We start from the raw sequence: 25,987 nt of genomic DNA, 5'->3' as shown, positions 1-25,987 counted from the left end.
AACAAGATCAAAAGATCGCAGCCTCGTTTCACTCGACAGCTCCTACAGGGAGGGTGAGTTGATCTGAACCGTAGTTTTTACTGATGAGACCGAGCCATGCATAACAACAATAAAGAGCTGACCCTCAGCGCCCCGCTCAGCGGCCCGGTGCTCACGCTCGCCAAAGTCCCGGACCCGGTGTTCGCCAGCGGGGCCATGGGCGACGGGATCGCCATCGACCCGCTGAACGACACCCTTCACGCGCCGTGTGCCGGCGTCGTGGTGCACGTCGCCCGCAGCGGTCACGCCGTCACTTTGCGTGCCGACAACGGCGCCGAATTGCTCCTGCACCTGGGCCTCGATACGGTCGAGTTACAGGGCGAAGGCTTCTCGATGCTGGTCAAGGAAGGCGCGCGGGTCAGCAACGGCCAGCCACTGTTGCGCTACGACCTGGACAAGGTCGCGCAGCAGTGCAAAAGCCTGGTCAGCCTGATGATCCTGACCAACAGCCAAGAGTTTCAGGCACGGCCCATTACCCTGAAATCGGTGAAAGTCGGTGATCCGCTGCTGCACATCATTCGCCGGTACGCGCCGGGGGCGCAGGCGGAAGTGGAGCTTTCAGGTGAAGAGATTGTCGGCCACACTCGCGTCGCCCATCGTGGCGGCCTGCACGCTCGGCCGGCCGCGCTGATTCGTCAGACTGCGCAAGGCTTCAAGAGCAAATCGCAGCTGCATTTCGCCGGAAAATCGGCGACCTGCGACAGCTTGATCGGGCTGATGAGCCTGGCTGTCGGCGAGCAGGACGAGGTTCAGATCAGCTGCCAGGGCCCGGATGCCGAAGCGGCGTTGCAAGCGTTGCTGATCGCCTTGTCCACCGCGTTGGCCGAAGACAGTCACGCCGCCGCGCCTGCACCGATCACCCGCCGCAATCGGACGGCCGAAGCCGGTGTGCTGCACGGTGTGTGCGCCGCGCCCGGCCTGGTCGGCGGGCCGCTGTTTCGCTTGAACGCGATCAGCCTGCCGGTGGATACCGGCCGCCACGATCCCGAGCAACAACTGCAAGACCTCGGTACTGCGCTAAGCGCCGTACGCTGCGAAATCGACCACACATTGGCCCAGGCCAGGAAACACAAAAACACTGACGAAGAAGCGATCTTTACCGCGCACCTCGCCTTGCTCGAAGACCCGGCATTGCTGGACGCGGCCAACGTCTCCATCGCTCAAGGCATGGCCGCGACACACGCCTGGAGCCAATCGATCGACGCGCAATGCGACGTCCTCCAGCAACTCGGCAGCGCATTGCTGGCCGAACGCGCCAACGATCTGCGTGACCTCAAGCAACGGGTGCTGCGCGCCCTGCTCGGCGAGGCCTGGCATTACGACGTGCCGGCCGGCGCCATCGTCGCTGCCCATGAACTGACGCCGTCGGACTTGCTGCAACTGAGCGAGCAAGGGGTCGCCGGGTTGTGCATGGTCGAGGGCGGCGCGACGTCCCATGTCGCCATTCTGGCGCGAGGCAAAGGCTTGCCGTGTCTGGTTGCGCTGGGTTCGGCACTGCTGGATCAACCGCAAGGCCAAGCGGTGGTGCTGGATGCCGATGGCGGCCGTCTCGAATTGACGCCGACGGCCGGACGCCTGGCCGAGGTGCATCAGGCGCAACTCGATCATCAACAACGCCGCGCGCTTCAACAATCTCAGGCTCACACCCCGGCACTGACACTCGACGGCGTGCACATCGAGGTCGCCGCCAATGTTGCCTCCAGCACGGAAGCGGCCGACGCGCTGGCCAATGGCGCCGATGGCGTCGGCCTGCTGCGCACCGAGTTTCTGTTTGTCGACCGCAACACCGCGCCAGACGAACAGGAACAACGCCTCGCCTACCAAGCCGTGCTCGATGCCATGGGCGACAAGTCGGTGATCATCCGCACCATCGATGTAGGTGGCGACAAGCAACTCGACTATCTGCCGCTGCCGGCTGAAGCCAATCCGGTACTCGGCTTGCGCGGCATTCGCCTGGCTCAGGTGCGCCCGGAATTGCTCGATCAGCAACTGCGCGCGCTGCTCCACGTCAGCCCGCTGTCGCGCTGCCGGATCCTGTTGCCGATGGTCACCGAAGTCGATGAGTTGCTGCACATCCGCCAGCGCCTCGATGCCTTGTGCATTGAACTGGAGCTGACCCAGCGCCCGGAGCTAGGCGTAATGATCGAGGTCCCGGCCGCTGCGCTGCTGGCCGAGCAACTGGCCGAACACGCGGACTTCCTGTCCATCGGCACCAACGACTTGTCGCAATACACCCTGGCGATGGACCGCGACCACGCCGGCCTCGCCTCCCGTGTCGACGCCATGCACCCGGCCCTGCTGCGGCTGATCGCCCAGACCTGCGCCGGTGCGGCGGTGCATAACCGTTGGGTTGGCGTTTGCGGTGCACTCGCCTCTGACCCGCTGGCCACGCCGGTCCTGATCGGCCTGGGCGTCAGCGAGTTGTCGGTGAGCCCGGTGCAGATCGGTGAAATCAAGGACCGCGTGCGTCACCTCGACGCCACCGAATGCCGGCGTATCAGCCACGACCTGCTCAAGTTGAGCAGCGCCGGAGCGGTGCGTCACGCCTGTCACCAGCAATGGCCTCTGAGCTGAACAACTACAACAACTCTCAAATAAAAAGAGCACAGGGAGAACCGCCATGTACCAATACTTTATCGAAGGTCTGCAGCGCCTCGGCCGCGCGCTGATGCTGCCGATTGCGATCCTGCCGATTGCCGGCCTGTTGCTGCGCCTCGGCGACACCGATTTGCTGAACATCGCGATCATCCACGACGCCGGCCAGGTGATCTTCGCCAACCTGGCGATGATCTTCGCCATCGGCATCGCGGTCGGTTTCGCCAAGGACAACAACGGCACCGCCGGCCTCGCCGGGGTCATTGGTTACCTGGTGATGATCTCCACGCTCAAGGTGCTGGATGCGAGCATCAACATGGGCATGCTCGCCGGGATCGTCAGCGGCTTGATGGCCGGCGCACTCTATAACCGCTTCAAGGACATCAAGCTGCCGGAGTACCTGGCGTTATTCGGTGGCCGGCGCTTCGTGCCGATCGTCACCGGCTTCGCCGCCGTCGGTTTGGGCGTGGTGTTTGGTTTGATCTGGCCACCGATCCAGCATGGTATCAACGGCTTCGGCACCTTGATGATGGAGAGCGGCAGCATCGGCGCCTTCGTCTTCGGCGTGTTCAACCGCCTGCTGATCGTCACCGGCCTGCACCACATCCTCAACAACATGGCGTGGTTCGTCTTCGGCAACTTCACCGACCCGACCACGGGCGCCATGGTCACCGGCGACCTGTCGCGTTACTTCGCCGGTGACCCGAAAGGCGGCCAGTTCATGACCGGCATGTTCCCCGTGATGATCTTCGGCCTGCCCGCCGCCTGCCTGGCGATGTACCGCAACGCCCTGCCGGAACGCCGCAAGGTCATGGGTGGGATCTTCCTGTCCATGGCGCTGACCTCGTTCCTGACCGGTGTCACCGAGCCCATCGAATTTGCGTTCATGTTCCTCGCGCCGTTTTTGTTTTTGCTCCATGCGCTGCTGACGGGCCTGTCGATGGCGGTCACCAATGCGCTGAACATCCACCTGGGATTCACTTTCTCCGGCGGCTTCATCGACATGGTGCTCGGCTGGGGCGAATCCACCAACGGCTGGCGGGTGGTGCCGGTGGGGTTGGCGTATGCGGTGATCTATTACGTGGTGTTTGATTTCTGTATTCGCCGTTTCAACCTCAAGACACCAGGGCGTGAAGAGGTGCCGATGGGTGACAAGGTGGTGGTCGCCGAGAATGAACGCGCCGGGGCTTACATCAAGGCGCTCGGTGGTGCACAGAATCTGATCACCGTCGGGGCCTGTACGACCCGGTTGCGCCTGGACATGGTGGATCGCAACAAGGCAAACGATGCGGAGTTGAAAGCGCTGGGGGCGATGGCGGTTGTGCGTCCGGGCAAGGGCGGAAGTTTGCAGGTAGTGGTCGGGCCGATGGCGGACAGCATTGCCGATGAGATTCGCTTGGCGATGCCGGCGCTGGGGCGTGCGCTTGTTTCCTCCCCTCCTGCCGTCGTTGATGCGCCTGAACCTGCGGCTGTAGCGAAGTCAGAGGCGCAGCAATGGCTGAAAGCGTTGGGCGGCGGAGACAATGTGTTGCAGATGGATTGCGTGGCCATGACCCGGATTCGGTTGCAACTGGCGGATGGCAAGGCGTTGTCGGAAGGTGATTTGAAGGCGCTGGGTTGTCAGGGGGTCAGTCAACTTGAAGGGGGCGTGTGGCACCTGCTGATCGGCGACAAGGCGCCGAGTTTGAGCGGGGCTCTGGAGGCGTTGGCCAATCGCAGTGAGGTCAGCGCAAAAGTCTAACCCTCGCCCCCTGTAGGAGCTGTCGAGTGAAACGAGGCTGCGATCTTTTGACTTTGGTTTTTAAAAGCAAGATCAAAAGATCGCAGCCTCGTTTCACTCGACAGCTCCTACAGGGGTTGTGGGCATTTCTTGAGTTTTAGGCAATAAAAAACCCGCTGATTTTCATCAGCGGGTTTCTCATTTCAGCAGCGCAAGATCAGAAATCCTCCAACCGCCACACTTCATAAGCCGGTGTCTCATAGGGATGGCTGAGTTTCAACGCGGCCCTTCGTTAACCCAGACCCGCGCATTACGGAACATACGCATCCAAGGTGCGTCTTCGTTCCAGTCTTCCGAACGCCACGAGCTCTGCACGGCGCGGATTCGGTTGCAACTGGCGGATGGCAAGGCGTTGTCGGAAGGTGATTTGAAGGCGCTGGGTTGTCAGGGGGTCAGTCAACTTGAAGGGGGCGTGTGGCACCTGCTGATCGGCGACAAGGCGCCGAGTTTGAGCGGGGCTCTGGAGGCGTTGGCCAATCGCAGTGAGGTCAGCGCAAAAGTCTAACCCTCGCCCCCTGTAGGAGCTGTCGAGTGAAACGAGGCTGCGATCTTTTGACTTTGGTTTTTAAAAGCAAGATCAAAAGATCGCAGCCTCGTTTCACTCGACAGCTCCTACAAGGGTTGTGTGGATCATTGAGTTTTAGGCAATAAAAAACCCGCTGATTTTCATCAGCGGGTTTCTCATTTCAGCAGCCGGGAAGATTAGAAATCCTCCAACCGCCACACTTCATAAGCCGGTGTCTCATAGGGATGGCTGAGTTTAAACGCGGCCCTTAGTTAACCCAGACCCGCGCATTACGGAACATACGCATCCAAGGCGCGTCTTCGTTCCAGTCTTCCGAACGCCACGAGCTCTGCACGGCGCGGATTCGGTTGCAACTGGCGGATGGCAAGGCGTTGTCGGAAGGTGATTTGAAAGCGCTGGGTTGTCAGGGGGTCAGTCAGCTTGAAGGGGGCGTGTGGCACCTGCTGATCGGCGACAAGGCACCGAGTTTGAGCGGGGCTCTGGAGGCGTTGGTCAATCGCAGTGAGGTCAGCGCAAAAGTCTAACCCTCGCCCCCTGTAGGAGCTGTCGAGTGAAACGAGGCTGCGATCTTTTGCACTTTGGTTTTTAAAAGCAAGATCAAAAGATCGCAGCCTCGTTTCACTCGACAGCTCCTACAAGGGTTGTGGGCATTTCTTGAGTTTTCGGCAACAAAAAACCCGCTGATCTTCATCAGCGGGTTTCTCATTTCAGCAGCGCTAGATCAGAAATCCTCCAACCGCCACACTTCATAAGCCGGTGTCTCATAGGGATGGCTGAGTTTCAACGCGGCCACCACGGCCACGATCAACTCATCCGCCACCACCAGCTCAACCTTCCATTCCTCGACCTGCTCGACCTGCCCCGTTTCACCCATAAACGGCTGACTGCCATCCAAAGGCCGAAACTGACCCAACCCAAGCACCTGCCACGCGCAGTGATCATAAGCGCCGATTCGCCCGCCACCGGCAGCGAATACAGCGCTCTTGACCAACTCGACATGGCTGGTTGGAACGAAAAAGCTGAGCTTATACACGGCCCTTAATTAACCCAGACGCGCGCATTACGGAACATACGCATCCAAGGCGCGTCTTCGTTCCAGTCTTCCGAACGCCACGAGTTCTGCACGGCGCGGAACACGCGTTCCGGGTGCGGCATCATGATCGTTACGCGACCGTCGCGGCTGGTCAAACCGGTGATCCCGCGCGGCGAGCCGTTCGGGTTGGCCGGGTAGTTTTCGGTGACCTTGCCGTGGTTGTCGACGAAACGCATCGCCACGCAACCCGACAGATCGGCTTCCAGCAACGCTTCTTCGCTGGCGAACTCGGCATGACCTTCACCGTGAGCAATAGCGATCGGCATACGCGAACCGGCCATGCCTTGCAGGAAGATCGAGTTCGATTCCTGGACCTGAACCATCGCCACGCGCGCTTCGAACTGCTCGGAACGGTTACGCACGAAGTGCGGCCAGAACTCGCTGCCCGGGATCAGCTCGTGCAGGTTGGACATCATCTGGCAACCGTTGCACACGCCGAGGGTGAAGCTGTCGGTGCGTTCGAAGAAACCCTGGAATGCATCGCGGGCACGGCTGTTGAACAGCGCGGACTTGGCCCAGCCTTCGCCGGCACCCAGTACGTCGCCGTAGGAGAAACCACCGCAAGCCACCAGACCTTTGAACTCGTTCAGGTCGACACGGCCGGCCAGAATGTCGCTCATGTGCACGTCGATCGCGTTGAAACCCGCGCGGTCGAACGCGGCTGCCATTTCCACCTGACCGTTGACGCCCTGCTCACGCAGCACGGCAACCTGTGGGCGAATGCCTTTCTTGATGTAAGGCGCGGCGACGTCCTGGTTGACGTCGTAGCTGAGCTTGACGCTCAGGCCCGGGTTGTCTTCTTCCAGCAGTACGTCGAACTCTTGTTCGGCGCAGTCGGCGTTGTCACGCAGACGCTGGATCTGGTAGCTGGTTTCAGCCCAGGTACGTTGCAGCAGACGACGCTGACCTTCGAACACGGTTTCGCCGTTGAAGGTGATGTTGATCTGGCCGTTGTTCATTGGCTGACCGATCACCGACACGCACTCACCCAAGCCAGCCGCGCTGAACTGCGCGAGGATGTCCGGGGTAGCGTCCTGGCGAACCTGAATTACGGCGCCCAGTTCTTCGTTGAACAGGATTGCTGCGATGTCGGCAGAAGTTTCTGCCAGGCCGTCGAGGTTCAGGCTCAGACCGCAGTGGCCGGCGAAAGCCATTTCCACGGTGCTGGTCAACAGACCACCGTCGGAACGGTCGTGGTAGGCCAGCAGGTGACCGTCGGCGTTGAGGCCCTGGATCACGGCGAAGAAGGCTTTGAGGTCTTCGGCATCATCGACGTCCGGCGCTTGCGAACCGAGCTTGCCGTGAACCTGGGCCAGGATCGAGGCGCCCATGCGGTTCTGGCCACGGCCCAGATCGATCAGGATCAAGTCGGTGGTGCCCTTGTCCATGCGCAGTTCTGGGGTCAGGGTCTGACGGATGTCAGCCACTGGCGCGAAACCGGTCACGATCAGGGACATCGGCGAGGTCACGGTCTTGTCTTCGCCGTTGTCGTTCCAGCGCGTGGCCATGGACATGGAATCCTTGCCCACTGGAATGGTGATGCCCAGGTCCGGGCACAGTTCCATGCCGACCGCTTTCACGGTGTCGTACAGACGCGCGTCTTCACCCGGGTGACCGGCAGCGGACATCCAGTTCGCCGACAGTTTGATGTCGGAGATCTTGTTGATGCGCGAAGCGGCGATGTTGGTCAGGGTTTCGCCGATGGCCATGCGGCCCGACGCCGGAGCGTCCAGGAGTGCCAGCGGAGTACGCTCGCCCATGGCCATGGCTTCACCGGTGTAAACGTCGAAGCTGGTGGCGGTGACGGCAACGTCGGCCACCGGAACCTGCCAAGGGCCGACCATCTGATCACGAGCCACTAGGCCGGTGATGGTGCGGTCGCCGATGGTGATCAGGAAGCTTTTGCTCGCCACAGCCGGGTGATGCAGAACGCGCTCGACGCAGTCTGCAATATCCAGAGTCGACGGATCGAAATCGTCACCCAGTTCGTTTTCACGAACGGCCGAACGGTGCATGCGCGGGGCTTTGCCCAGCAGCACTTCCAGCGGCATGTCCACCGGGCTGTTGCCGAAGTGACTGTCGGTGACCGTCAGTTGCGGCTCGGCAGTGGCTTCGCCGACGACGGCGAATGGGCAACGCTCGCGCTCGCAGATCGCCTGGAAGCGTTCGAAGTCAGCCGGGCCAACGGCCAGAACGTAGCGTTCCTGGGATTCGTTACTCCAGATTTCGTGCGGGGCCATGCCCGGCTCGTCGTTTGGAATGTTGCGCAGTTCGAAACGACCGCCACGGTTGCCGTCGTTGACCAGTTCCGGGAAGGCGTTGGACAGACCGCCCGCGCCTACGTCGTGGATGAAGCTGATCGGGTTTTTGTCACCCAGTTGCCAGCAACGGTCGATGACTTCCTGGCAGCGACGCTCCATTTCCGGGTTTTCGCGCTGTACCGAAGCGAAGTCCAGGTCGGCCGAGCTGGTGCCGGTGGCCATGGAGGAAGCTGCGCCGCCGCCCAGGCCGATCAACATTGCCGGGCCGCCGAGGACGATCAGCTTGGAGCCGACGGTGATCTCGCCTTTCTGTACGTGTTCGGCACGGATGTTACCCATACCGCCGGCCAGCATGATCGGCTTGTGGTAACCGCGAACTTCGTCGCCACGCGGGGTGGTGATCGACTGTTCGAAGGTACGGAAGTAACCGGTCAGGGCTGGACGACCGAATTCGTTGTTGAACGCGGCGCCACCCAGTGGGCCTTCGATCATGATGTCCAGCGCAGTGACGATGCGCTCAGGCTTGCCGTACGGCACTTCCCACGGCTGTTCGAAGCCCGGGATCTGCAGGTTGGACACGGTGAAACCGGTCAGGCCAGCCTTTGGCTTGGCACCGCGACCGGTTGCGCCTTCGTCACGGATCTCGCCACCGGAACCGGTGGATGCGCCCGGGAACGGAGCAATCGCAGTCGGGTGGTTGTGAGTTTCGACTTTCATCAGGATGTGCACCGGCTCCTGCACCGCGCCGTACTGGCGGGTCTCAGGGTCCGGGAAGAAACGGCCGGCGACGTTACCGACGATCACCGAAGCGTTGTCCTTATAAGCCGACAGAACGCCTTCGCTGTGCATCACGTAGGTGTTCTTGATCATGCCGAACAGGCTTTTTTCCTGGCTTTCGCCGTCAATGTCCCAACTGGCGTTGAAGATCTTGTGACGGCAGTGCTCGGAGTTCGCCTGGGCGAACATCATCAGTTCGATGTCGTGCGGGTTGCGCTTCAAGCCGACGAAGGCGTTGACCAGATAGTCGATCTCGTCTTCGGCCAGGGCCAGGCCCAGCTCGGTGTTGGCTTTTTCCAGCGCGGCGCGGCCGCCACCCAGCACGTCGATTGCGGTCAGCGGTTTCGGCTCGGCGTGGCTGAACAGGCCGGCGGCTTGTTCGAGGTTGCCGAGGACGATCTGGGTCATGCGATCGTGCAAGGCGTCCGAGATCAGCTGCGCTTGAGCGTCGCTGAACTGGCCGGCGACGTAGAACGCGATGCCGCGCTCCAGGCGCTGGATCTTGCTCAGGCCGCAGTTGCGAGCGATGTCGCTGGCCTTGCTGGACCACGGCGAGATGGTGCCGAAACGTGGCAACACCAGGAACAGACGACCGGTCGGTTCTTGTACCGGAACGCTGGGACCGTACTTCAGAAGGCGCGCGAGCACCTGCTGTTCGTCGCCGGTCAGGACGCCGGTAACTTCGGCGAAGTGAGCGAATTCAGCATACAAGCCGCTGACAGCCGGGACTTTCTGGCTCAGTTGCTCAAGGAGTTTGCTGTGGCGAAAGGCAGAAAGGGCAGGAGCGCCGCGCAGGATCAACATCTTCGGGACAGCCTCGGGAAGGGGTGTGCTTTGAGGCCGTGCATTCTAGCCTAAACCGCCCGCGACATCACCCGAAACGGTGCGCGCGGCCGTACCCGAACGTCGGGCCGGGTATTTGGACCTCATGCAGCGGTTCGCCGAGGGTTATTTTTTATGACACAAATTACCGTTTGGGCCCATTCCTGCGGGCTCCAAGCGGGTTTTTCGCTCCCTAGCAGACAAGCCCTTCGCTGTCGAGATATGGCGGTCGTGGTCCTTTGCGTATACTGCGCAGATGTTTTCCCCAACGGCTTTGCGTCCGCGATACGCCAAATGGCTGATCGCAACCGGACTCTTCCTGATGCTCAGTGGCTGTGTTGATAAACCCAACACGCTGGAGCGCGTAAAGGAGGATGGTGTGCTGCGGGTGGTTACCCGAAACAGTCCCGCCACCTACTTTCAGGATCGCAACGGTGAAACCGGCTTCGAATACGAGCTGGTGAAGCGCTTCGCCGACGATCTGGGGGTTGAACTCAAAATCGAGACCGCCGACAACCTTGACGACCTGTTTAATCAGGTGGGCAAGCCTAACGGCCCGGTGCTGGCTGCTGCCGGTCTGGTCAGCAGCGAGCAACGCAAGCAACAGGTGCGGTTTTCCCACTCCTACCTGGAAGTCACCCCACAGATCATCTACCGCAACGGCCAATCGCGGCCGACCGACGCGGGCGATCTGGTCGGCAAGAAGATCATGGTGCTCAAGGGCAGCACCCACGCCGGGCAGTTGGCGGAGCTGAAAAAGAAATATCCCGGCATTGAATACGAAGAGTCCGACGCGGTTGAAGTCGTCGACCTGCTGCGCATGGTCGATGAAGGTCAGATCGACCTGACCCTGGTCGACTCCAACGAAGTGGCGATGAACCAGGTGTATTTCCCCAACGTGCGCGTCGCCTTCGACCTCGGTGACGCCAGCGATCAGAGCTGGGCCGTGGCGGCCGGCGACGACAACAGCCTGCTCAACGAGATCAACGCCTACCTCGACAAGGTCAAGAAGAACGGCACCCTGCAACGCCTGAAAGACCGTTACTACGGGCACGTCGACGTCCTTGGCTACATGGGCGCCTACACCTTCGCCCAGCACTTGCAGCAACGGCTGCCCAAGTACGAACAGCACTTCAAGGCGTACGCCAAGAAAGAGAAAGTCGACTGGCGCCTGCTGGCGGCCATCGGTTATCAGGAATCGTTGTGGCAAGCGGCGGTCACGTCCAAGACCGGCGTGCGCGGCCTGATGATGCTGACCCAGAACACCGCGCAGGCCATGGGCGTGTCCAACCGGCTCGACCCCAAGCAAAGCATCATGGGCGGCGCCAAATACCTGGCCTATATGAAGGATCAGCTGGATGAGTCGATCCAGGAGCCGGATCGCACCTGGTTTGCCCTGGCCGCCTACAACGTCGGCAGCGGTCACCTGGATGACGCGCGCAAACTGGCGGTGAAGGAAGGACTGAACCCGGACAAGTGGCTGGATGTGAAGAAGATCCTGCCGCGCCTGTCAGAGAAGAAGTGGTACAGCAAGACGCGTTATGGCTACGCCCGTGGCGGCGAGCCGGTGCATTTCGTGGCGAACATCCGTCGCTACTACGACATCCTGACGTGGGTCACGCAGCCGCAGCTTGAAGGTAATCAAGTGGCTGAAGGCAACCTGCATGTGCCGGGGGTCGACAAGACCAAGCCGAGCCAGGAAACCCCGCAGCTTTAACTTTGTGTTGTTTTCAATGACGGCTTCGCGGGCAAGCCTCGCTCCTACAGGACCGCGCCGAACACAAAGTTGTGGTTCAACTCGTACCTGTGGGAGCGTGGCTTGCCCGCGAAGGCAGCACCTCGGTCTTAGCCCTTCAACGCCGCAGCCAGGATCAACGCTTTCATTTCCGACACAGCCGACTTGAACCCGACAAACAACGCATGCGCCACCAGTGCGTGGCCGATGTTCAGTTCGTTGATGCCCTTGATCGCGGCCACCGCTTCAACGTTGTGATAGTGCAGGCCGTGGCCGGCATTGACGATCAACCCCTGAGCCAGGCCAAACGCCACGCCATCCGCCACTCGCTTGAGCTCTTCAGCCACTTCGGTCGGCGTCTCGGCATCGGCGTAACGGCCGGTGTGCAGTTCAATCGCCGGAGCCCCCACACGACGGGACGCTTCGATCTGCCGCTCGTCCGCATCGATGAATAGCGACACCTCACATCCAATCTTCGCCAGGCGATCCACCGCGGCCTTGATCCGCGCTTCCTGCCCCGCGACGTCCAGACCGCCTTCGGTGGTCAGTTCCTGACGGGTTTCCGGGACCAGGCAAATGTGCGCCGGGCGGATGCGCTCGGCGAACACCATCATTTCTTCGGTGACGCCCATTTCGAAATTCATGCGGGTTTGCAGCACATCCTTGAGCAACAGCACGTCGCGTTCCTGGATGTGCCGGCGGTCTTCGCGCAGGTGCACGGTGATGCCGTCAGCGCCCGCCTCTTCCGCGTCCAGTGCTGCCTTGACCGGATCCGGGTAGCGCGTGCCCCGGGCCTGACGCAGGGTGGCAACGTGGTCGATGTTCACGCCAAGAAGAATGCGATTGCTGGTGGTCACGGAAGCGCTCCTGAAGATAGGGAAGTTCGGTGCACAGCATACACGGGGATTTTACGGCTTTCGAAACAACTCTCGGGAAACCAGCGGTCGACCACCCAAATGCACAGCCAGCGCCTGACGCATCAAACGTTTGGCTGCGGACAAGGCGCCGGGCGCGGTCCAGTCGGCCTCAGACATGGCCAACAGTTCGGTGCCGTTGAACAGGCCGGGTTGCAGCAGGTAGACCTGCTCCAGGCCGGCATCCACTTGCAAACGGTAGAGACCGTCCGGGGCGATGGGCTCACCGTGGATGTCGGTGGTCAGGGCGAAACCGTAACCGAGGTCGTCGAGCAGGCGCCATTCGAAAGAGCGCAATAACGGTTCCAGCGGGCGACCTTCGGCCAGCGCGAGCAAGGTGGCGGCGTAGTGATCGAACACGCCTGGGTGCGGGTCTTCGGCAGGCAAAAGGCGGATCAGCAGTTCGTTGAGATAGAGGCCACTGAACAGCGCCTCACCGTTGAGCCAGGTCGAGACACCGGCGGCCTCCATTCGCCCAACGTTCTTCAGCTCACCCCGCCCGCGAAACTCCACTTCCAGCGGCACGAACGGCCGGCCCAGTGTCCCGGCCTTGCCCCGCGCGCTGCGCAACACCGCCCGCAGCCGACCTTGCGGCGTGAGGAAGTCCACCAACGCGCTGCTTTCGCGGTAGGCGCGGGAGTGGAGGACGTAGGCGGGTTGGCCGATGGGTTGGGACATGGAGTTCTCAATGACGGAACGCAGTTTTACAAGCAACCCAAACCCAATGTGGGAGCGGGCTTGCTCGCGAATGCGGTGTGACAGTCAACATCAATGCTGAATGTTACATCGTCTTCGCGAGCAAGCCCGCTCCCACAAGGGTTCTTCGGTGTATCAGGAACCGGTGTTACAGGTCGCCGTAACCCAGCGAACGCAACGCACGCTCATCGTCGGACCAGCCGCCTTTCACTTTCACCCACAGGTTGAGCATGATCTTGGAATCGAACAGCAATTCCATATCCTTGCGCGCCTCGGTGCCGATACGTTTGATGCGCTCGCCCTTGTCGCCAATGATGATCTTCTTCTGGCCGTCACGCTCGACGAGGATCAAGGCATGGATGTGCAGGGTTTTGCCCTGCTGCTTGAACTCTTCGATTTCGACGGTGATCTGGTATGGCAGCTCGGCGCCCATCTGGCGCATGATTTTCTCGCGCACCAGTTCTGCGGCGAGGAAACGGCTGCTGCGGTCGGTGATCTGGTCTTCCGGGAAGAAGTGATCGTTTTCCGGCAGGTAGCCGGCAATCACACGCTCCAGCGTTTCGAGGTTGTGCCCGTGCTGGGCCGAGATCGGCATGATCTGCGCGTTCGGCAGCTGTTCCTGCAACCAGGTCAGGTGCGGCATCAGCTCGGCTTTGTCTTCGATGCGATCGGTCTTGTTCAGCGCCACGATCAGCGGACCGGTCACGTACTGGACGCGCTCGAGGACCATCTGGTCTTCGTCGGTCCACTTGGTGCGATCCACCACAAAAATCACCACGTCGACGTCTTTCAACGCCGCCGAAGCGGTCTTGTTCATGTAGCGGTTCAAGGCCTTTTCGCCGCCCTTGTGCATGCCCGGGGTGTCAACGTAGATCGCCTGCACGGCGCCTTCGGTCTTGATGCCCAGCATGTTGTGGCGGGTGGTTTGCGGCTTGCGCGAGGTGATCGCCAGCTTCTGACCCAGGATGTGGTTCAGCAGCGTGGACTTGCCCACGTTGGGACGGCCGACGATGGCAACATAGCCACAGCGAGTTGCAGTTGAATCAGTCATTGCCATTCTCCACACCCAGGGCAATCAGTGCTGCGGCGGCCGCTACCTGTTCGGCAATACGACGACTCACACCCTGACCTCGGCTTTTTTCATTCAGTAAGGTGATTTCACATTCGACGAAGAACGTCCGGCAATGCGGCTCACCCTGGATATCCACCACTTCGTAACGCGGCAGGTCACACCCGCGCGATTGCAGGAATTCCTGCAGGCGGGTTTTTGGATCTTTGTTGGTGTCTACCAGCGTCAGGCCTTCGAACTCACCGGCCAGCCAGGCCAGCACGCGCTCGCGCGCCATGTCCATGCCGGCGTCCAGGTAGATCGCACCAATCAGCGCTTCCAGGGCATCGGCCAGAATCGATTCGCGACGGAAACCGCCGCTCTTCAACTCTCCGGAGCCCAGGCGCAGGTATTCGCCCAGATCGAAACCACGGGCCAGTACGGCCAGCGTCTCACCTTTCACCAGGCGTGCGCGCAAACGCGACAACTGGCCTTCGCGCGCCAGCGGGAAGCGATCGAACAGCGCCTCGCCTGCGACGAAGTTGAGGATGGCATCACCGAGGAATTCCAGGCGTTCGTTGTTGCGCCCGGCAAAACTGCGGTGAGTCAGGGCCAGGACCATCAGTTCCTGATCCTTGAAGGTGTAGCCGAGCTGACGCTCTAGACGGCTTAAGGAGACGCTCACGGTTTACCCACGCTGAGTTCGTGGCTGGATTCCACCGCCATGGCCGAGAGACGGCGCAGGCTTGGGACAATTAACGCTGTGTTCAAAAATTACGTCCTGAATATCATTGTTTTCATGCCTCTGGCGCCGATTGTGTCGACTCCAGAAATGCATTCGGCGCTGTGTTCAACAGCGCCGTGCGTGATTACTTGATCAGGCCAACCCGCGAGAAATTCGGCAGGTGACTGAGTTTGGGTTCCGGCCAGCTCATCCAGACTGCGAAGGCCTTGCCGACGATATTCTTGTCGGGAACCATGCCCAGCAGATCCTTGGGAATGCTCGGATCATCCCAGTAGCGACTGTCGTTGGAGTTGTCGCGGTTGTCGCCCATCATGAAGTAGTGCCCGGCCGGCACGGTCCAGGTATGGTCCGGCGTGGCGCGGTAGCGGCTCATTTCCTTGCGGATCAGGTGCTCGGCGACGCCGAGTTTTTCCTTGTAGAGCTCGGCACTGCCCAGCGTGCCCGGCTCGGAGCCGACCAGTTGTTCGGCAATCGATTCGCCGTTGACGAACAGACGCTTGTCGGCGGTGTAGCGAATCTGGTCACCCGGCAGGCCGACCACTCGCTTGATGTAGTTGACGTTCGGGTCGCTCGGGTAGCGGAACACCATCACATCGCCGCGTTGCGGATCACCGACTTCGATGACTTTCTTGTCGAGCACCGGCAGGCGGATCCCGTAAGAAAACTTGTTCACCAGAATGAAGTCGCCGACGTCCAGGGTCGGTTTCATCGAGCCGGAAGGAATCTGGAACGGTTCCACCAGGAACGAACGCAGCACCAGCACGATGAACAACACCGGGAAGAACGACTTGCCGTATTCGACCAGCAGCGGCTCTTTGTTCAGTTTCTCGACGACCACCATGTCAGCCTGGCTGACGCTCCCCTGATAGGAGTTGATGGCAGCCCGGCGCCGAGGCGCCAGGAACAGCAGATCGAGCAACGCCAACAGGCCGCAGACGAACACGGCGATGACCAGCAACAGCGGGAAATTTAGTGACATAGGACCTAACTATCCAACCTGAGCACTGCAAGGAAGGCTTCTTGTGGAATTTCCACGTTGCCGACTTGCTTCATGCGTTTCTTACCGGCCTTCTGCTTTTCCAACAGCTTGCGCTTACGGCTAACGTCACCGCCGTAGCATTTGGCCAATACGTTCTTTCTGAGAGCCTTGACGGAGGTCCGCGCAATGATCTGCCCGCCAATGGCGGCCTGGATCGCGACGTCGAACATCTGGCGCGGAATCAGTTCTTTCATCTTCTCGGTCAACTGGCGACCTTTGTAGTGCGCATTGTCCCGGTGCACGATCAACGCCAGGGCGTCGACCTTGTCGCCGTTGATCAGCACATCCAGTTTCACCAGACTAGCCGATTGGTAACGGTCGAAATGGTAATCCAGCGAAGCATAGCCGCGGCTGGTGGATTTCAGACGGTCAAAGAAGTCCAGGACCACTTCGTTCATCGGAATATCGTAGGTCACCTGGACCTGGGACCCGAGGAACAGCATGTCGTGCTGCACGCCACGCTTCTCGATGCACAGGGTAATGACGTTGCCCAGGTGCTCTTGCGGCACAAGAATATTGGCCCGCACGATCGGCTCACGCATGTCTTCGATCGAAGACACGTCCGGGAGCTTCGACGGGTTGTCGACGTAAATCGTTTCACCGGTTTTCAGCAACAGCTCGAAAATTACCGTCGGCGCCGTGGTGATCAGGTCCAGGTCGTACTCGCGCTCCAGGCGCTCCTGGATGATTTCCATGTGCAGCATGCCGAGGAACCCGCAACGGAAGCCGAAGCCCAGGGCGTCGGAGCTTTCCGGGGTGTACTGCAGCGACGAGTCGTTGAGCGTGAGCTTTTGCAGGGCTTCACGGAAATCTTCGAAGTCGTCGGAGCTGACCGGGAACAGGCCGGCGTAGACCTGCGGCTGAATGCGTTTGAAGCCTGGCAGCACGTCAACGTCTGGCGTGGAGCTCAAGGTCAGGGTGTCACCGACCGGTGCACCGTGAATGTCCTTGATGCCGGCAATGATGAAGCCCACTTCGCCGGCCTTCAGGTCAACGGTGGCGGTGTGTTTCGGGTTGAAGACACCGACGCTGTCCACCAGGTGGATCTTGCCGGTGGACTTGACGAGGATCTTGTCGCCCTTCTTCACACGACCGTGACGCACGCGTACCAGGGAAACGACGCCCAGGTAGTTGTCGAACCAGGAGTCGATGATCAACGCTTGCAGCGGATCTTCGTAGTTGCCGGTCGGCGCAGGAATGGTGTGAACCAGGCGCTCGAGCACTTCGTCGACGCCCAGGCCGGTCTTGGCCGAGCACTCGACCGCATCGGTGGCATCGATGCCGATGATTTTTTCGATTTCTTCTTTGACGCGGTCCGGATCGGCCTGTGGCAGGTCGATCTTGTTCAGGACCGGCATGACTTCCAGGCCCTGCTCGATCGCCGTGTAGCAGTTGGCAACCGACTGCGCTTCAACGCCCTGACCGGCATCGACCACCAGCAACGCACCTTCACAGGCCGCCAGCGACCGGCTGACTTCGTAGGTGAAGTCAACGTGGCCCGGGGTGTCAATGAAGTTCAACTGGTACTTGATGCCATCGCGCGCGGTGTAATACAGGGTGACGCTGTGGGCCTTGATGGTGATCCCGCGTTCACGTTCCAGGTCCATGGAGTCCAGCACCTGGGCTTCCATTTCGCGCTCGGCAAGGCCGCCGCACATCTGGATGAAGCGATCGGCCAGCGTTGACTTGCCATGGTCAATGTGGGCGATGATGGAGAAATTGCGGATATGACTCAAATCACTCACGGATCAACACTCAAAAAGGCTGCAGGCATAGCCCGCCGAAAAATAGCCGGGAATTGTACCTGATCCTCGGCGCAAGCGTCACGTTCACAGGTCAGACGGTGAATACAAAAACGCCCCGGTCTTGCGACAGGGGCGTTTTTTATCACCAGCAAGGTCGGGGAAAACCCCTGATCAGCCGGCTCGGCGCAACAGCCAGACACCGGCCAGGGCGCAGACACCCGCCGGAACCAGCACCGCAAACAGCGGCGAGAAACCGAACACCAGACTCGAAGGCCCCAGCAAATCCTGGACGATGCGGAAGGTGAAGCCCACCAGGACGCCCGTGAAGACCCGCTGACCGAGGGTCACCGAGCGCAGCGGGCCGAAGATGAAGGAAATCGCCATCAGTACCAGCGCGGCGGTCACCAGCGGCTGCAACACCTTGACCCAAAAAGCCAGCCAGTAACGGCCGTTGCTCAGGCCCTGGTCTGCCAGGTAGTGAATGTAGCCCCACAGACCGCTGATCGACAGCGTGTCCGGCGACATCACCACCGTACTCAACAATTGCGGGCTCAAGGCAACATCCCAGCGCTCGACGGGGGTGGTGACCACTTCGGTGCTCTTTTCATGGAACAGCGTGGTGGTGACGTCGCTCAGTTGCCAGTGATCCTCATCGAACTTCGCCCGCTTGGCGAAGCTGGACGACAGCATATGACGCTCATTATCGAAGCGATAACGGGTGACGCCATACAGCAGACCGTTCGGTTGCACGGAGTTGACGTGAATGAACTCGTCACCCTGGCGATGCCACAAACCATGCTTGGCGCTCTGCGCATCGCCGCCACCCTGAGCCAGGGAACGGTTGGCCTGCGCGGTGACTTCGGTGGCCGGCGCGACGTACTCGCCGATCAGCACACCCACCACCATCAGCACCAGCATCGGCTTCATGACCGCCCAGACGATCCGGCCGACCGACACGCCAGCGGCGCGCATGATCGTCAGTTCGCTGTGGCTGGCCAGGCTGCCCAGGCCGATCAGGCAACCGATCAGGGCCGCCATCGGCAACATGTCGTACAAACGACGGGGCGCAGTCAGCAGGACGTAGCTCAAAACGTCCATCAAGGTGTAGGTGTCGCTGACTTCACTCATCTCATCGATGAAGGCAAACAGGGTCGCCAGGCCAAGAATAATCCCCAATACCGCGAGGATGGCTACGAATACGCTGCTACCAATGTAGCGATCGAGCTTAACCACGGGCCACCTCCAGCGCGCTGCGGCGACTCGCCATCTTCAAGCGCAACGGCTCCCAGTAGAGCAAGCCCAGGCCAATGGCCAGGAAAATCCCGTGAACCCACCACAACCCCAGCGCCGGCGGGATCTTGCCCTTTTCGAGGGCGCCGCGCGCGGCAATCAGAATGCTCAGGTAAGCCATATAAAGAAGAATCGCCGGCAGCAGCTTGAGGAAACGGCCCTGGCGCGGATTGACCCGCGACAGCGGCACCGCCATCAGGGTCACGATGAACACCAGCAACGGCAGGGACAGACGCCATTGCAGTTCAGTGCGCGAGCGGATGTCATCACTTCCGATCAGGGAACGGGTGGTCATTGCATCGCGGTCGGTGACTTCATCGCTGACGTCCGGCTTGGGCAGCAATACGCCGTACTCTTCGTACTTGATTGCCCGGTAGTCGGCCTGTCCCGGGTTACCGTCGTAGCGATAGCCGTTGTCGAGAATCAGGTAGCGGTTGCCGTCAGGGCGGATTTCCTGACGACCCTTCTCGGCCACCAGTACGGAAATCCCGCGATCCTTCTTGTCGGAGCTGATGTTCTTTTGAGAAATGAACACGCCGCCCAGATTGATGCGGTCATCCGACAGCTGTTCGGTGTAGGTCACGCGAGTGCCGTCGCGCAGGGCCTGGAAGCGACCCGGCTCCAGCGTGTCGAACTCGGTCAGCGCATCCTGCTTGTTCAGCAGCAGCTGGAACTGATTGGCACCTTGTGGCGCCAGGCTCAGGCTCAGCCAGGCCACGACCAGCGCAACCAGCGTGGCCGGAAACAGGGTCATGACCAACAGACGCTGCTGGCTCATGCCCGTGGCCGACAACACGGTCATTTCGCTTTCGAGGTACAGGCGACCGTAGGCCAGCAGGATCCCGAGAAACAGGCCCAGCGGCAGGATCAGCTGCAGAAACCCCGGCAGGCGGAAGCCCATGATCAGGAACAGAGAGCCCGGATCCAGCAGGCCCGAGGCCGCCTGGGCGAGGTATTTGATGAAGCGCCCGCTCATGATGATGACCAGCAGCACGGCGCTGACGGCGCTCAAGGTCAACAGGACTTCGCGGGACAGATAACGGAAGACAATCAAACCAGACACTCCAGGGTTGTCAGGCTAAGGCGGCCAAACAAGCAAACGTATCAGACAGCCCGCAGGGCAGGGCCGCCGAAAAAGTTGGCGCATTATCCTGTGATTGGGTGCGCCTGTCACTGCGCATGCTCAAGCAGGCGGGTAATGCGTTGAAGATCGTACAACCGAGGGTTGTCAGGCGCAGGGAGCGAGGTTCAAACTGCGGCCTTTGTCGCGGGCCGTGACCTGCGTCTTCTATTTATAAGCAAGCGTCTGTGCGCCGCCGTTTTGCCCGCGCACGTTGACCATTAATTCAGGGACCCGGACATGGAACTGGTTGTAAAAAGCGTTAGCCCAGAAACGTTGAAGACCGCCACTCTGGTGGTCGCCGTCGGCGAAGGCCGCAAGCTCGGCGCCGTCGCCAAACAACTCGACGAACTGAGCGGCGGCGCCATCAGCGCAGTACTCAAGCGCGGCGACCTGGCCGGCAAAGTCGGCCAGAGCCTGTTGCTGCACAGCCTGCCGAACCTCAAGGCCGAACGCGTTCTGCTCGTCGGCGTGGGCAAAGACGAAGAGTTGGGCGACCGCCCGTTCCGCAAAATCATCGCCGGCGTCCTCAACACCCTTAAAGGCCTGGGCGGCAGCGACGCCGTACTGGCGCTGGACGAAATCATCGTCAAAGGCCGCGACAGCTACGGCAAGACCCGTCTGCTGGCCGAAACCCTGGTCGACGGCGAATACACCTTCGACCAGTTCAAGAGCCAGAAAGCCGAACCTCGCTCCCTGAAAAAAATCACCCTGGTGACCATCAAGGCTGCACAGGCCGAAGTCGAGCGCGCCGTGGCCCACGCCACTGCAATCGCCAACGGCATGGCGTTCACCCGCAACCTGGGCAACCTGCCACCGAACATCTGCCACCCGACCTTCCTCGGCGAACAAGCCAAGGGCCTGGGCAAAGAGTTCAAGAGCCTGAAAGTCGAAGTCCTCGATGAGAAGAAGATCAAAGACCTGGGCATGGGCTCGTTCTACGCCGTCGGTCAAGGCAGCGCCCAGCCGCCACGCCTGATCGTCATGCAATACAACGGCGGCAAGAAATCCGAGAAGCCGTACGCACTGGTCGGCAAGGGCATCACCTTCGACACCGGCGGCATCAGCCTGAAACCGGGCGCCGGCATGGATGAAATGAAGTACGACATGGGTGGCGCCGCCAGCGTCTTCGGCACCCTGCGTGCGGTGCTTGAGCTGAAACTGCCGATCAACCTAGTGTGCATCCTGGCCTGCGCCGAGAACATGCCGAGCGGCAATGCTTCGCGTCCGGGCGACATCGTCACCACCATGAGCGGCCAGACCGTGGAAATCCTCAACACCGACGCCGAAGGCCGTCTGGTGCTGTGCGATGCCCTGACCTACTCCGAGCGTTTCAAGCCGCAAGCCGTGATCGACATCGCCACCCTGACCGGCGCTTGCGTCGTTGCACTGGGCGCGCACACCTCCGGCCTGCTGGGCAACAACGACGAGCTGATCGGCCAACTGCTGAGCGCCGGCAAGGCTGCAGACGACCGCGCCTGGCAACTGCCGCTGTTCGATGAGTACCAAGAGCAGTTGGACAGCCCGTTCGCCGACATCGCCAACATCGGCGGCCCGAAAGCCGGCACCATCACCGCCGCCTGCTTCCTGTCGCGCTTCACCAAGAACCTGAACTGGGCGCACCTGGACATCGCCGGCACCGCATGGACCAGCGGCGGCAAGGACAAGGGCGCCACTGGCCGTCCGGTTCCATTGCTGACCCAATACCTGCTGGACCGCGCCAAAGCCTGAAACCGATGACCCGGGGCGGCGTCACTTTCGGGTGACGCCGTTCCTGGCTCAGGAACCGCAATGACCAAAGTCGATTTCTACATCCTGCCCAGCGCCGATCCGTCGGCACGGCTGGATTTCGCCTGCAAGCTCACCGAAAAAGCCTGGCGCATGGGCCATCGCATCTACCTGCATTGCAGCGATGCCGCCCAGCGCGAGGATCTCGATGCACGTTTGTGGGCCTTCAAGGGTGAAAGCTTCGTGCCCCACGGCCCTGCTGAAAGCGAGCCGGACAACTTGATCGTTCTGGGTCTTGGCGATGACTGCGGTCCGCATCAGGATCTGCTGGTCAACCTCGACCTGAAAGTCCCGGCATTCGCCAAACAGTTCGCCCGCGTGGCGGAAGTGGTGGTGGAAGATCCGACGATTCGTGCGGCCGCGCGGGAGAGTTTCCGTTTCTACCGCGAACAGGGCTATCCTCTGCAAGACCACCGTTTACAGCGACTCTGAGCATTCCGATGGACACTCCGAAACCGCAACAAAAGTCCGCGCACCTGCTGGATGACCTTGAGTCGATCCGCCAACTGCTCGGCGATGACAACCTGCAACCACCGTTGTTGACCGACACAGTCAATGAAGATGAACAGGAACAGATTCCGATGTTGTTCGATTCCGTCAGCGGTGCGCCGCAGACCGTCGAACCGACACCGCCCGCCCCTGCCGCGCAACCGGCACCGGCGACCAGCAAAGGCCCCGACGCCTTGCTGCACCTGGACACCGAACTGCGCGCTGCTGCGCTGTTGATCATGCAAGACGTCATCGATGACTTCGCCCCGCACATTGAAACCGAGATCAAGCGCCGGCTGGAGGCGCGGATGGAACGGTTGCTCAGCCAGTACGAATAACGCTATCCCCTGTGGGAGCGGCGGTGCGACGATTCGACTTGCTCGCGAAAGCGGTGTGTCAGTCGAGTCAAATGGTGACTGACACACCGCTTTCGCGAGCAAGCCCGCTCCCACATTAGTTCTGCGCCCTGTCCGCCCCTGCTCGCCCTCCGCCCCATGCCCCGCTATACTCGTCGGCTTTTCCTGAATTAATGCCAATAGGGTCCCGCCGCGCATGGATAAGACCTACCAGCCGCACGCCATTGAAACTTCCTGGTACAACACCTGGGAGTCTGAGAATTACTTCGCCCCGCAAGGCGCGGGCGAGTCCTACACCATCATGATCCCGCCGCCGAACGTCACCGGCAGCCTGCACATGGGTCACGGTTTCAACAATGCGATCATGGACGCCCTGATCCGTTTCCGCCGCATGCAGGGTCGCAACACCCTGTGGCAGCCGGGTACCGACCACGCTGGTATCGCCACGCAAATGCTGGTGGAACGCCAACTCGAAGCCCAGGGCCAGAATCGTCACGATCTGGGCCGTGAGAAATTCCTCGAGAAAGTCTGGGAATGGAAGGATCAGTCCGGCGGCAACATCAGCCGTCAGATCCGCCGCCTCGGTTCGTCCGTGGACTGGAGCCGCGAGCGCTTCACCATGGACGACGGCCTCTCGGAAGCCGTTAAGGAAGCCTTCGTTCGTTTGCACGAAGACGGCCTGATCTATCGCGGCAAGCGCCTGGTCAACTGGGACACCAAGTTGCACACGGCGATTTCCGACCTCGAAGTGGAAAACCACGACGAGAAAGGTTTCCTGTGGAACCTGAAATACCCGCTGGCCGATGGCGTCAAAACTGCTGAAGGCAACGATTTCCTGATCGTCGCGACCACTCGCCCGGAGACCATGCTCGGCGACGCCGCCGTCGCGGTTAACCCGAACGACGAACGCTACAAAGCCTTGATCGGCAAATTTGTCGAGCTGCCGCTGGTCGGCCGCCGCATCCCGATCATCGCCGACGATTACTGCGACCCTGAATTCGGCACCGGCTGCGTGAAAATCACCCCGGCCCACGATTTCAACGACTACGAAGTCGGCAAGCGCCACAACCTGCCGCTGCTGAACATCTTCGACAAGAACGCCGCCGTACTGCCGGCCTGTCAGGTGTTCAACCTCGACGGCACGCTCAACGAAAGCATCGACGGCAAGATCCCGGCCGAATACGTCGGCCTCGACCGCTTCGAAGCGCGCAAGCAGATCGTTGCTGCGTTCGATGCCGCCGGCCTTTTGGTTAGCGTCAACGATCACGCGCTGAAAGTGCCGAAAGGCGACCGTTCCGGCACCATCATCGAGCCGTGGCTGACCGACCAGTGGTACGTGTCGACCAAGCCATTGGCCGAGCCTGCGATTGCCGCCGTTGAAGACGGCCGTATCCAGTTCGTGCCGAAACAGTACGAAAACATGTACTTCTCGTGGATGCGCGACATCCAGGATTGGTGCATCAGCCGTCAGCTGTGGTGGGGCCACCGGATTCCGGCCTGGTACGACGAGTCGGGCAAAGTCTATGTCGGTCGCGACGAAGCCGAAGTGCGTGCCAAGCACAACCTCGGCCCGGACGTTGCGCTGCAACAGGACAATGACGTACTCGACACCTGGTTCAGTTCGGGCCTGTGGACGTTCTCCACCTTGGGCTGGCCTGAGCAGACCGAATTCCTGAAGAAATTCCACTCCACCGACGTGCTGGTGACTGGCTTCGACATCATTTTCTTCTGGGTTGCCCGGATGATCATGCTCACCATGCACTTGGTGAAAAACGAAGACGGCACGCCACAGGTTCCGTTCAAGACCGTTTATGTCCACGGTCTGGTGCGGGACGGCCAGGGCCAGAAGATGTCCAAGTCCAAGGGCAACGTCCTGGACCCGCTGGACATCATCGACGGCATCGAGCTGGAAGAGCTGGTGCAGAAACGCACCTCCGGCATGATGCAGCCGAAACTGGCGAAGAAGATCGAGAAGCAGACCCGCGACGAGTTCGCCGACGGCATCGCCAGCTACGGCACCGACGCCCTGCGCTTCACCTTCTGCTCGCTGGCGTCTACCGGCCGCGACATCAAGTTCGACATGGGCCGCGTCGAAGGCTATCGCAACTTCTGCAACAAGATCTGGAACGCCGCGCGTTATGTTCTGGACAAGGGTGAAGACTGCGGCCAGAACGGCGAGGCCTATGAGCTGTCCCTGGCGGATCGCTGGATCATCTCGCAGCTGCAACGCACCGAAGCCGAAGTGACCCGTCAACTCGATCAGTTCCGTTTCGACCTGGCGGCGCAAGCCTTGTACGAGTTCATCTGGAACCAGTATTGCGACTGGTACCTGGAACTGTCCAAGCCTGTGCTGTGGGACGAAAACGCGCCGGTTGAACGTCAGCGCGGCACCCGTCGCACGCTGGTTCGCGTACTGGAAGTCGCGCTGCGTCTGGCGCACCCGTTCATGCCGTTCATCACCGAAGAAATCTGGCAGCGCATCGCGCCGCTGGCCGGTATCGAAGGCAAGACGATCATGCTGCAACCTTGGCCTGTGGCCAATGAAGAACGCATCGATCCGGCGGCCGAGAACGACATCGAGTGGCTCAAGGAGCTGATGCTCGGCACGCGCAACATCCGTGGCGAGATGAACATCGGTCCGGGCAAGCCGCTGAACCTGTTCCTGAAGAACGTCAGCGCCGAAGATCAACGTCGTCTGACCGAGAACGAAGCCCTGTTGAAGAAACTGGCTCGTCTCGAATCGATCACCGTGTTGGCTGCCGACGAAGAAGCACCGCTGTCCGCCACCGCACTGGTCGGCGAGATGGAAGTGCTGGTGCCGATGGCCGGCCTGATCGACAAGGACGCCGAACTGGCGCGTCTGGACAAGGAAATCCTGCGTCTGCAGGGTGAAGTCCAGCGCGTCGGCGGCAAGCTGTCGAACGCCGGTTTCGTCGACAAGGCCCCGGCCGAAGTCATCGAGAAGGAACGCGCCAAACTGGCTGAAGCTGAACAGGCTTTGGGCAAGTTGGCCGAGCAGCATGCGCGGATTGCCAGCCTGTAACGGCACATCGCAATGAAAGAGGGAGGCCAGATGGCCTCCCTTTTTTATGCCTCAAACTTCCCTGTAGGAGCTGTCGAGTGAAACGA

General features: G+C 60.7%; 17 protein-coding genes and 5 pseudogenes. 9 read left to right on the top strand and 13 right to left on the bottom strand.

Annotation, left to right across the window (positions count from 1 at the left end; genetic code table 11):
* Positions 1-96 precede the first annotated feature (96 nt).
* Positions 97-2,613 carry a phosphoenolpyruvate--protein phosphotransferase gene (gene ptsP, locus ACA049_RS05240; RefSeq protein ID WP_497333670.1) on the top strand — a complete coding sequence of 839 codons (2,517 nt, stop codon included), beginning with the start codon at positions 97-99 and terminating at the stop codon, positions 2,611-2,613.
* 46 nt (positions 2,614-2,659) lie between these two features.
* Complete coding sequence (nagE, locus tag ACA049_RS05235) at positions 2,660-4,375, top strand: N-acetylglucosamine-specific PTS transporter subunit IIBC (RefSeq protein WP_497333668.1); 1,716 nt, start codon at positions 2,660-2,662, stop codon at positions 4,373-4,375.
* Between the two features lie 196 nt (positions 4,376-4,571).
* Here nagE and ACA049_RS05230 read toward each other — a convergent pair.
* Positions 4,572-4,637, bottom strand: a pseudogene (locus tag ACA049_RS05230) (NGG1p interacting factor NIF3); the annotation flags it as partial.
* Positions 4,631-4,735 (bottom strand): annotated as a pseudogene (locus tag ACA049_RS05225) (hypothetical protein); the annotation flags it as partial. The pseudogenes ACA049_RS05230 and ACA049_RS05225, both read right to left, overlap by 7 nt.
* Here ACA049_RS05225 and ACA049_RS05220 point away from each other — a divergent pair.
* Positions 4,734-4,919 (top strand): annotated as a pseudogene (locus ACA049_RS05220) (PTS sugar transporter subunit IIB); the annotation flags it as partial. The pseudogenes ACA049_RS05225 and ACA049_RS05220 sit on opposite strands and share 2 nt — an antisense overlap.
* A gap of 268 nt (positions 4,920-5,187) precedes the next feature.
* Here ACA049_RS05220 and ACA049_RS05215 read toward each other — a convergent pair.
* Positions 5,188-5,280 (bottom strand): annotated as a pseudogene (locus tag ACA049_RS05215) (hypothetical protein); the annotation flags it as partial.
* On the opposite strand from ACA049_RS05215, the pseudogene ACA049_RS05210 reads away from it, so the two are divergent.
* A pseudogene (locus tag ACA049_RS05210) lies at positions 5,279-5,464 on the top strand (PTS sugar transporter subunit IIB); the annotation flags it as partial. The pseudogenes ACA049_RS05215 and ACA049_RS05210 sit on opposite strands and share 2 nt — an antisense overlap.
* Before the next feature lie 197 nt (positions 5,465-5,661).
* On the opposite strand, the gene ACA049_RS05205 reads toward ACA049_RS05210, so the two are convergent.
* Together ACA049_RS05205 and purL are read right to left on the bottom strand one after the other, a co-directional pair.
* The gene (locus ACA049_RS05205; RefSeq protein ID WP_497333666.1) at positions 5,662-5,973 is read right to left on the bottom strand and encodes an NGG1p interacting factor NIF3; all 312 of its coding nucleotides are present in this window, start codon (positions 5,971-5,973) and stop codon (positions 5,662-5,664) included.
* A 5-nt stretch (positions 5,974-5,978) separates the two neighbouring features.
* A complete protein-coding gene (purL, locus tag ACA049_RS05200; protein WP_497333664.1) occupies positions 5,979-9,875 on the bottom strand; it encodes a phosphoribosylformylglycinamidine synthase in 3,897 nt (1,298 codons plus the stop codon).
* 274 nt (positions 9,876-10,149) lie between these two features.
* On the opposite strand from purL, the gene mltF reads away from it, so the two are divergent.
* The gene (mltF, locus tag ACA049_RS05195) at positions 10,150-11,610 is read left to right on the top strand and encodes a membrane-bound lytic murein transglycosylase MltF (RefSeq protein WP_497333662.1); all 1,461 of its coding nucleotides are present in this window, start codon (positions 10,150-10,152) and stop codon (positions 11,608-11,610) included.
* 128 nt (positions 11,611-11,738) lie between these two features.
* Here mltF and pdxJ read toward each other — a convergent pair whose 3' ends face one another.
* The 8 genes from pdxJ to lptF all read right to left on the bottom strand — a co-directional run bounded on the left by pdxJ (position 11,739) and on the right by lptF (position 20,159).
* Positions 11,739-12,485: a pyridoxine 5'-phosphate synthase gene (pdxJ, locus tag ACA049_RS05190; protein WP_497333660.1), complete on the bottom strand. Its 747-nt coding sequence runs from the start codon at positions 12,483-12,485 to the stop codon at positions 11,739-11,741.
* Positions 12,486-12,536: 51 nt separating this feature from the next.
* A complete protein-coding gene (recO, locus tag ACA049_RS05185) occupies positions 12,537-13,220 on the bottom strand; it encodes a DNA repair protein RecO (protein WP_497333658.1) in 684 nt (227 codons plus the stop codon).
* Positions 13,221-13,386: 166 nt separating this feature from the next.
* Complete coding sequence (gene era, locus ACA049_RS05180; protein WP_008151577.1) at positions 13,387-14,289, bottom strand: GTPase Era; 903 nt, start codon at positions 14,287-14,289, stop codon at positions 13,387-13,389.
* Positions 14,282-14,971, bottom strand: a complete 690-nt coding sequence (rnc, locus tag ACA049_RS05175; protein WP_497333656.1) for a ribonuclease III — start codon at positions 14,969-14,971, stop codon at positions 14,282-14,284. The genes era and rnc overlap by 8 nt, the downstream gene beginning before the upstream one ends.
* Before the next feature lie 184 nt (positions 14,972-15,155).
* Positions 15,156-16,010 (bottom strand): signal peptidase I, encoded by an 855-nt coding sequence (gene lepB / locus ACA049_RS05170; RefSeq protein WP_497333654.1) that lies wholly within the window; start codon positions 16,008-16,010, stop codon positions 15,156-15,158.
* A gap of 5 nt (positions 16,011-16,015) precedes the next feature.
* On the bottom strand, positions 16,016-17,815 hold the full coding sequence (lepA, locus tag ACA049_RS05165) for a translation elongation factor 4 (protein ID WP_090188076.1): 1,800 nt from the start codon (positions 17,813-17,815) through the stop codon (positions 16,016-16,018).
* A gap of 171 nt (positions 17,816-17,986) precedes the next feature.
* Positions 17,987-19,048, bottom strand: a complete 1,062-nt coding sequence (gene lptG, locus ACA049_RS05160; RefSeq protein ID WP_497333652.1) for an LPS export ABC transporter permease LptG — start codon at positions 19,046-19,048, stop codon at positions 17,987-17,989.
* Complete coding sequence (gene lptF / locus ACA049_RS05155) at positions 19,041-20,159, bottom strand: LPS export ABC transporter permease LptF (RefSeq protein WP_497333650.1); 1,119 nt, start codon at positions 20,157-20,159, stop codon at positions 19,041-19,043. The genes lptG and lptF overlap by 8 nt, the downstream gene beginning before the upstream one ends.
* 306 nt (positions 20,160-20,465) lie before the next feature.
* Here lptF and ACA049_RS05150 point away from each other — a divergent pair, with 306 nt between their 5' ends.
* The 4 genes from ACA049_RS05150 to ACA049_RS05135 all read left to right on the top strand — a co-directional run bounded on the left by ACA049_RS05150 (position 20,466) and on the right by ACA049_RS05135 (position 25,901).
* A complete protein-coding gene (locus ACA049_RS05150; protein ID WP_497333648.1) occupies positions 20,466-21,956 on the top strand; it encodes a leucyl aminopeptidase in 1,491 nt (496 codons plus the stop codon).
* Between the two features lie 60 nt (positions 21,957-22,016).
* On the top strand, positions 22,017-22,445 hold the full coding sequence (locus tag ACA049_RS05145) for a DNA polymerase III subunit chi (protein WP_497333646.1): 429 nt from the start codon (positions 22,017-22,019) through the stop codon (positions 22,443-22,445).
* An 8-nt stretch (positions 22,446-22,453) separates the two neighbouring features.
* Positions 22,454-22,840 carry a DNA polymerase III subunit chi gene (locus ACA049_RS05140; RefSeq protein ID WP_497333644.1) on the top strand — a complete coding sequence of 129 codons (387 nt, stop codon included), beginning with the start codon at positions 22,454-22,456 and terminating at the stop codon, positions 22,838-22,840.
* Between the two features lie 214 nt (positions 22,841-23,054).
* Positions 23,055-25,901 carry a valine--tRNA ligase gene (locus ACA049_RS05135; protein ID WP_497333642.1) on the top strand — a complete coding sequence of 949 codons (2,847 nt, stop codon included), beginning with the start codon at positions 23,055-23,057 and terminating at the stop codon, positions 25,899-25,901.
* Positions 25,902-25,987: the final 86 nt, after the last annotated feature.

The sequence above is a fragment of the Pseudomonas sp. LBUM1662 genome, assembly GCF_059695915.1.
Note: the sequence above shows the minus strand (reverse complement) of the source record. Positions and strands in the feature narration are given on the sequence as shown.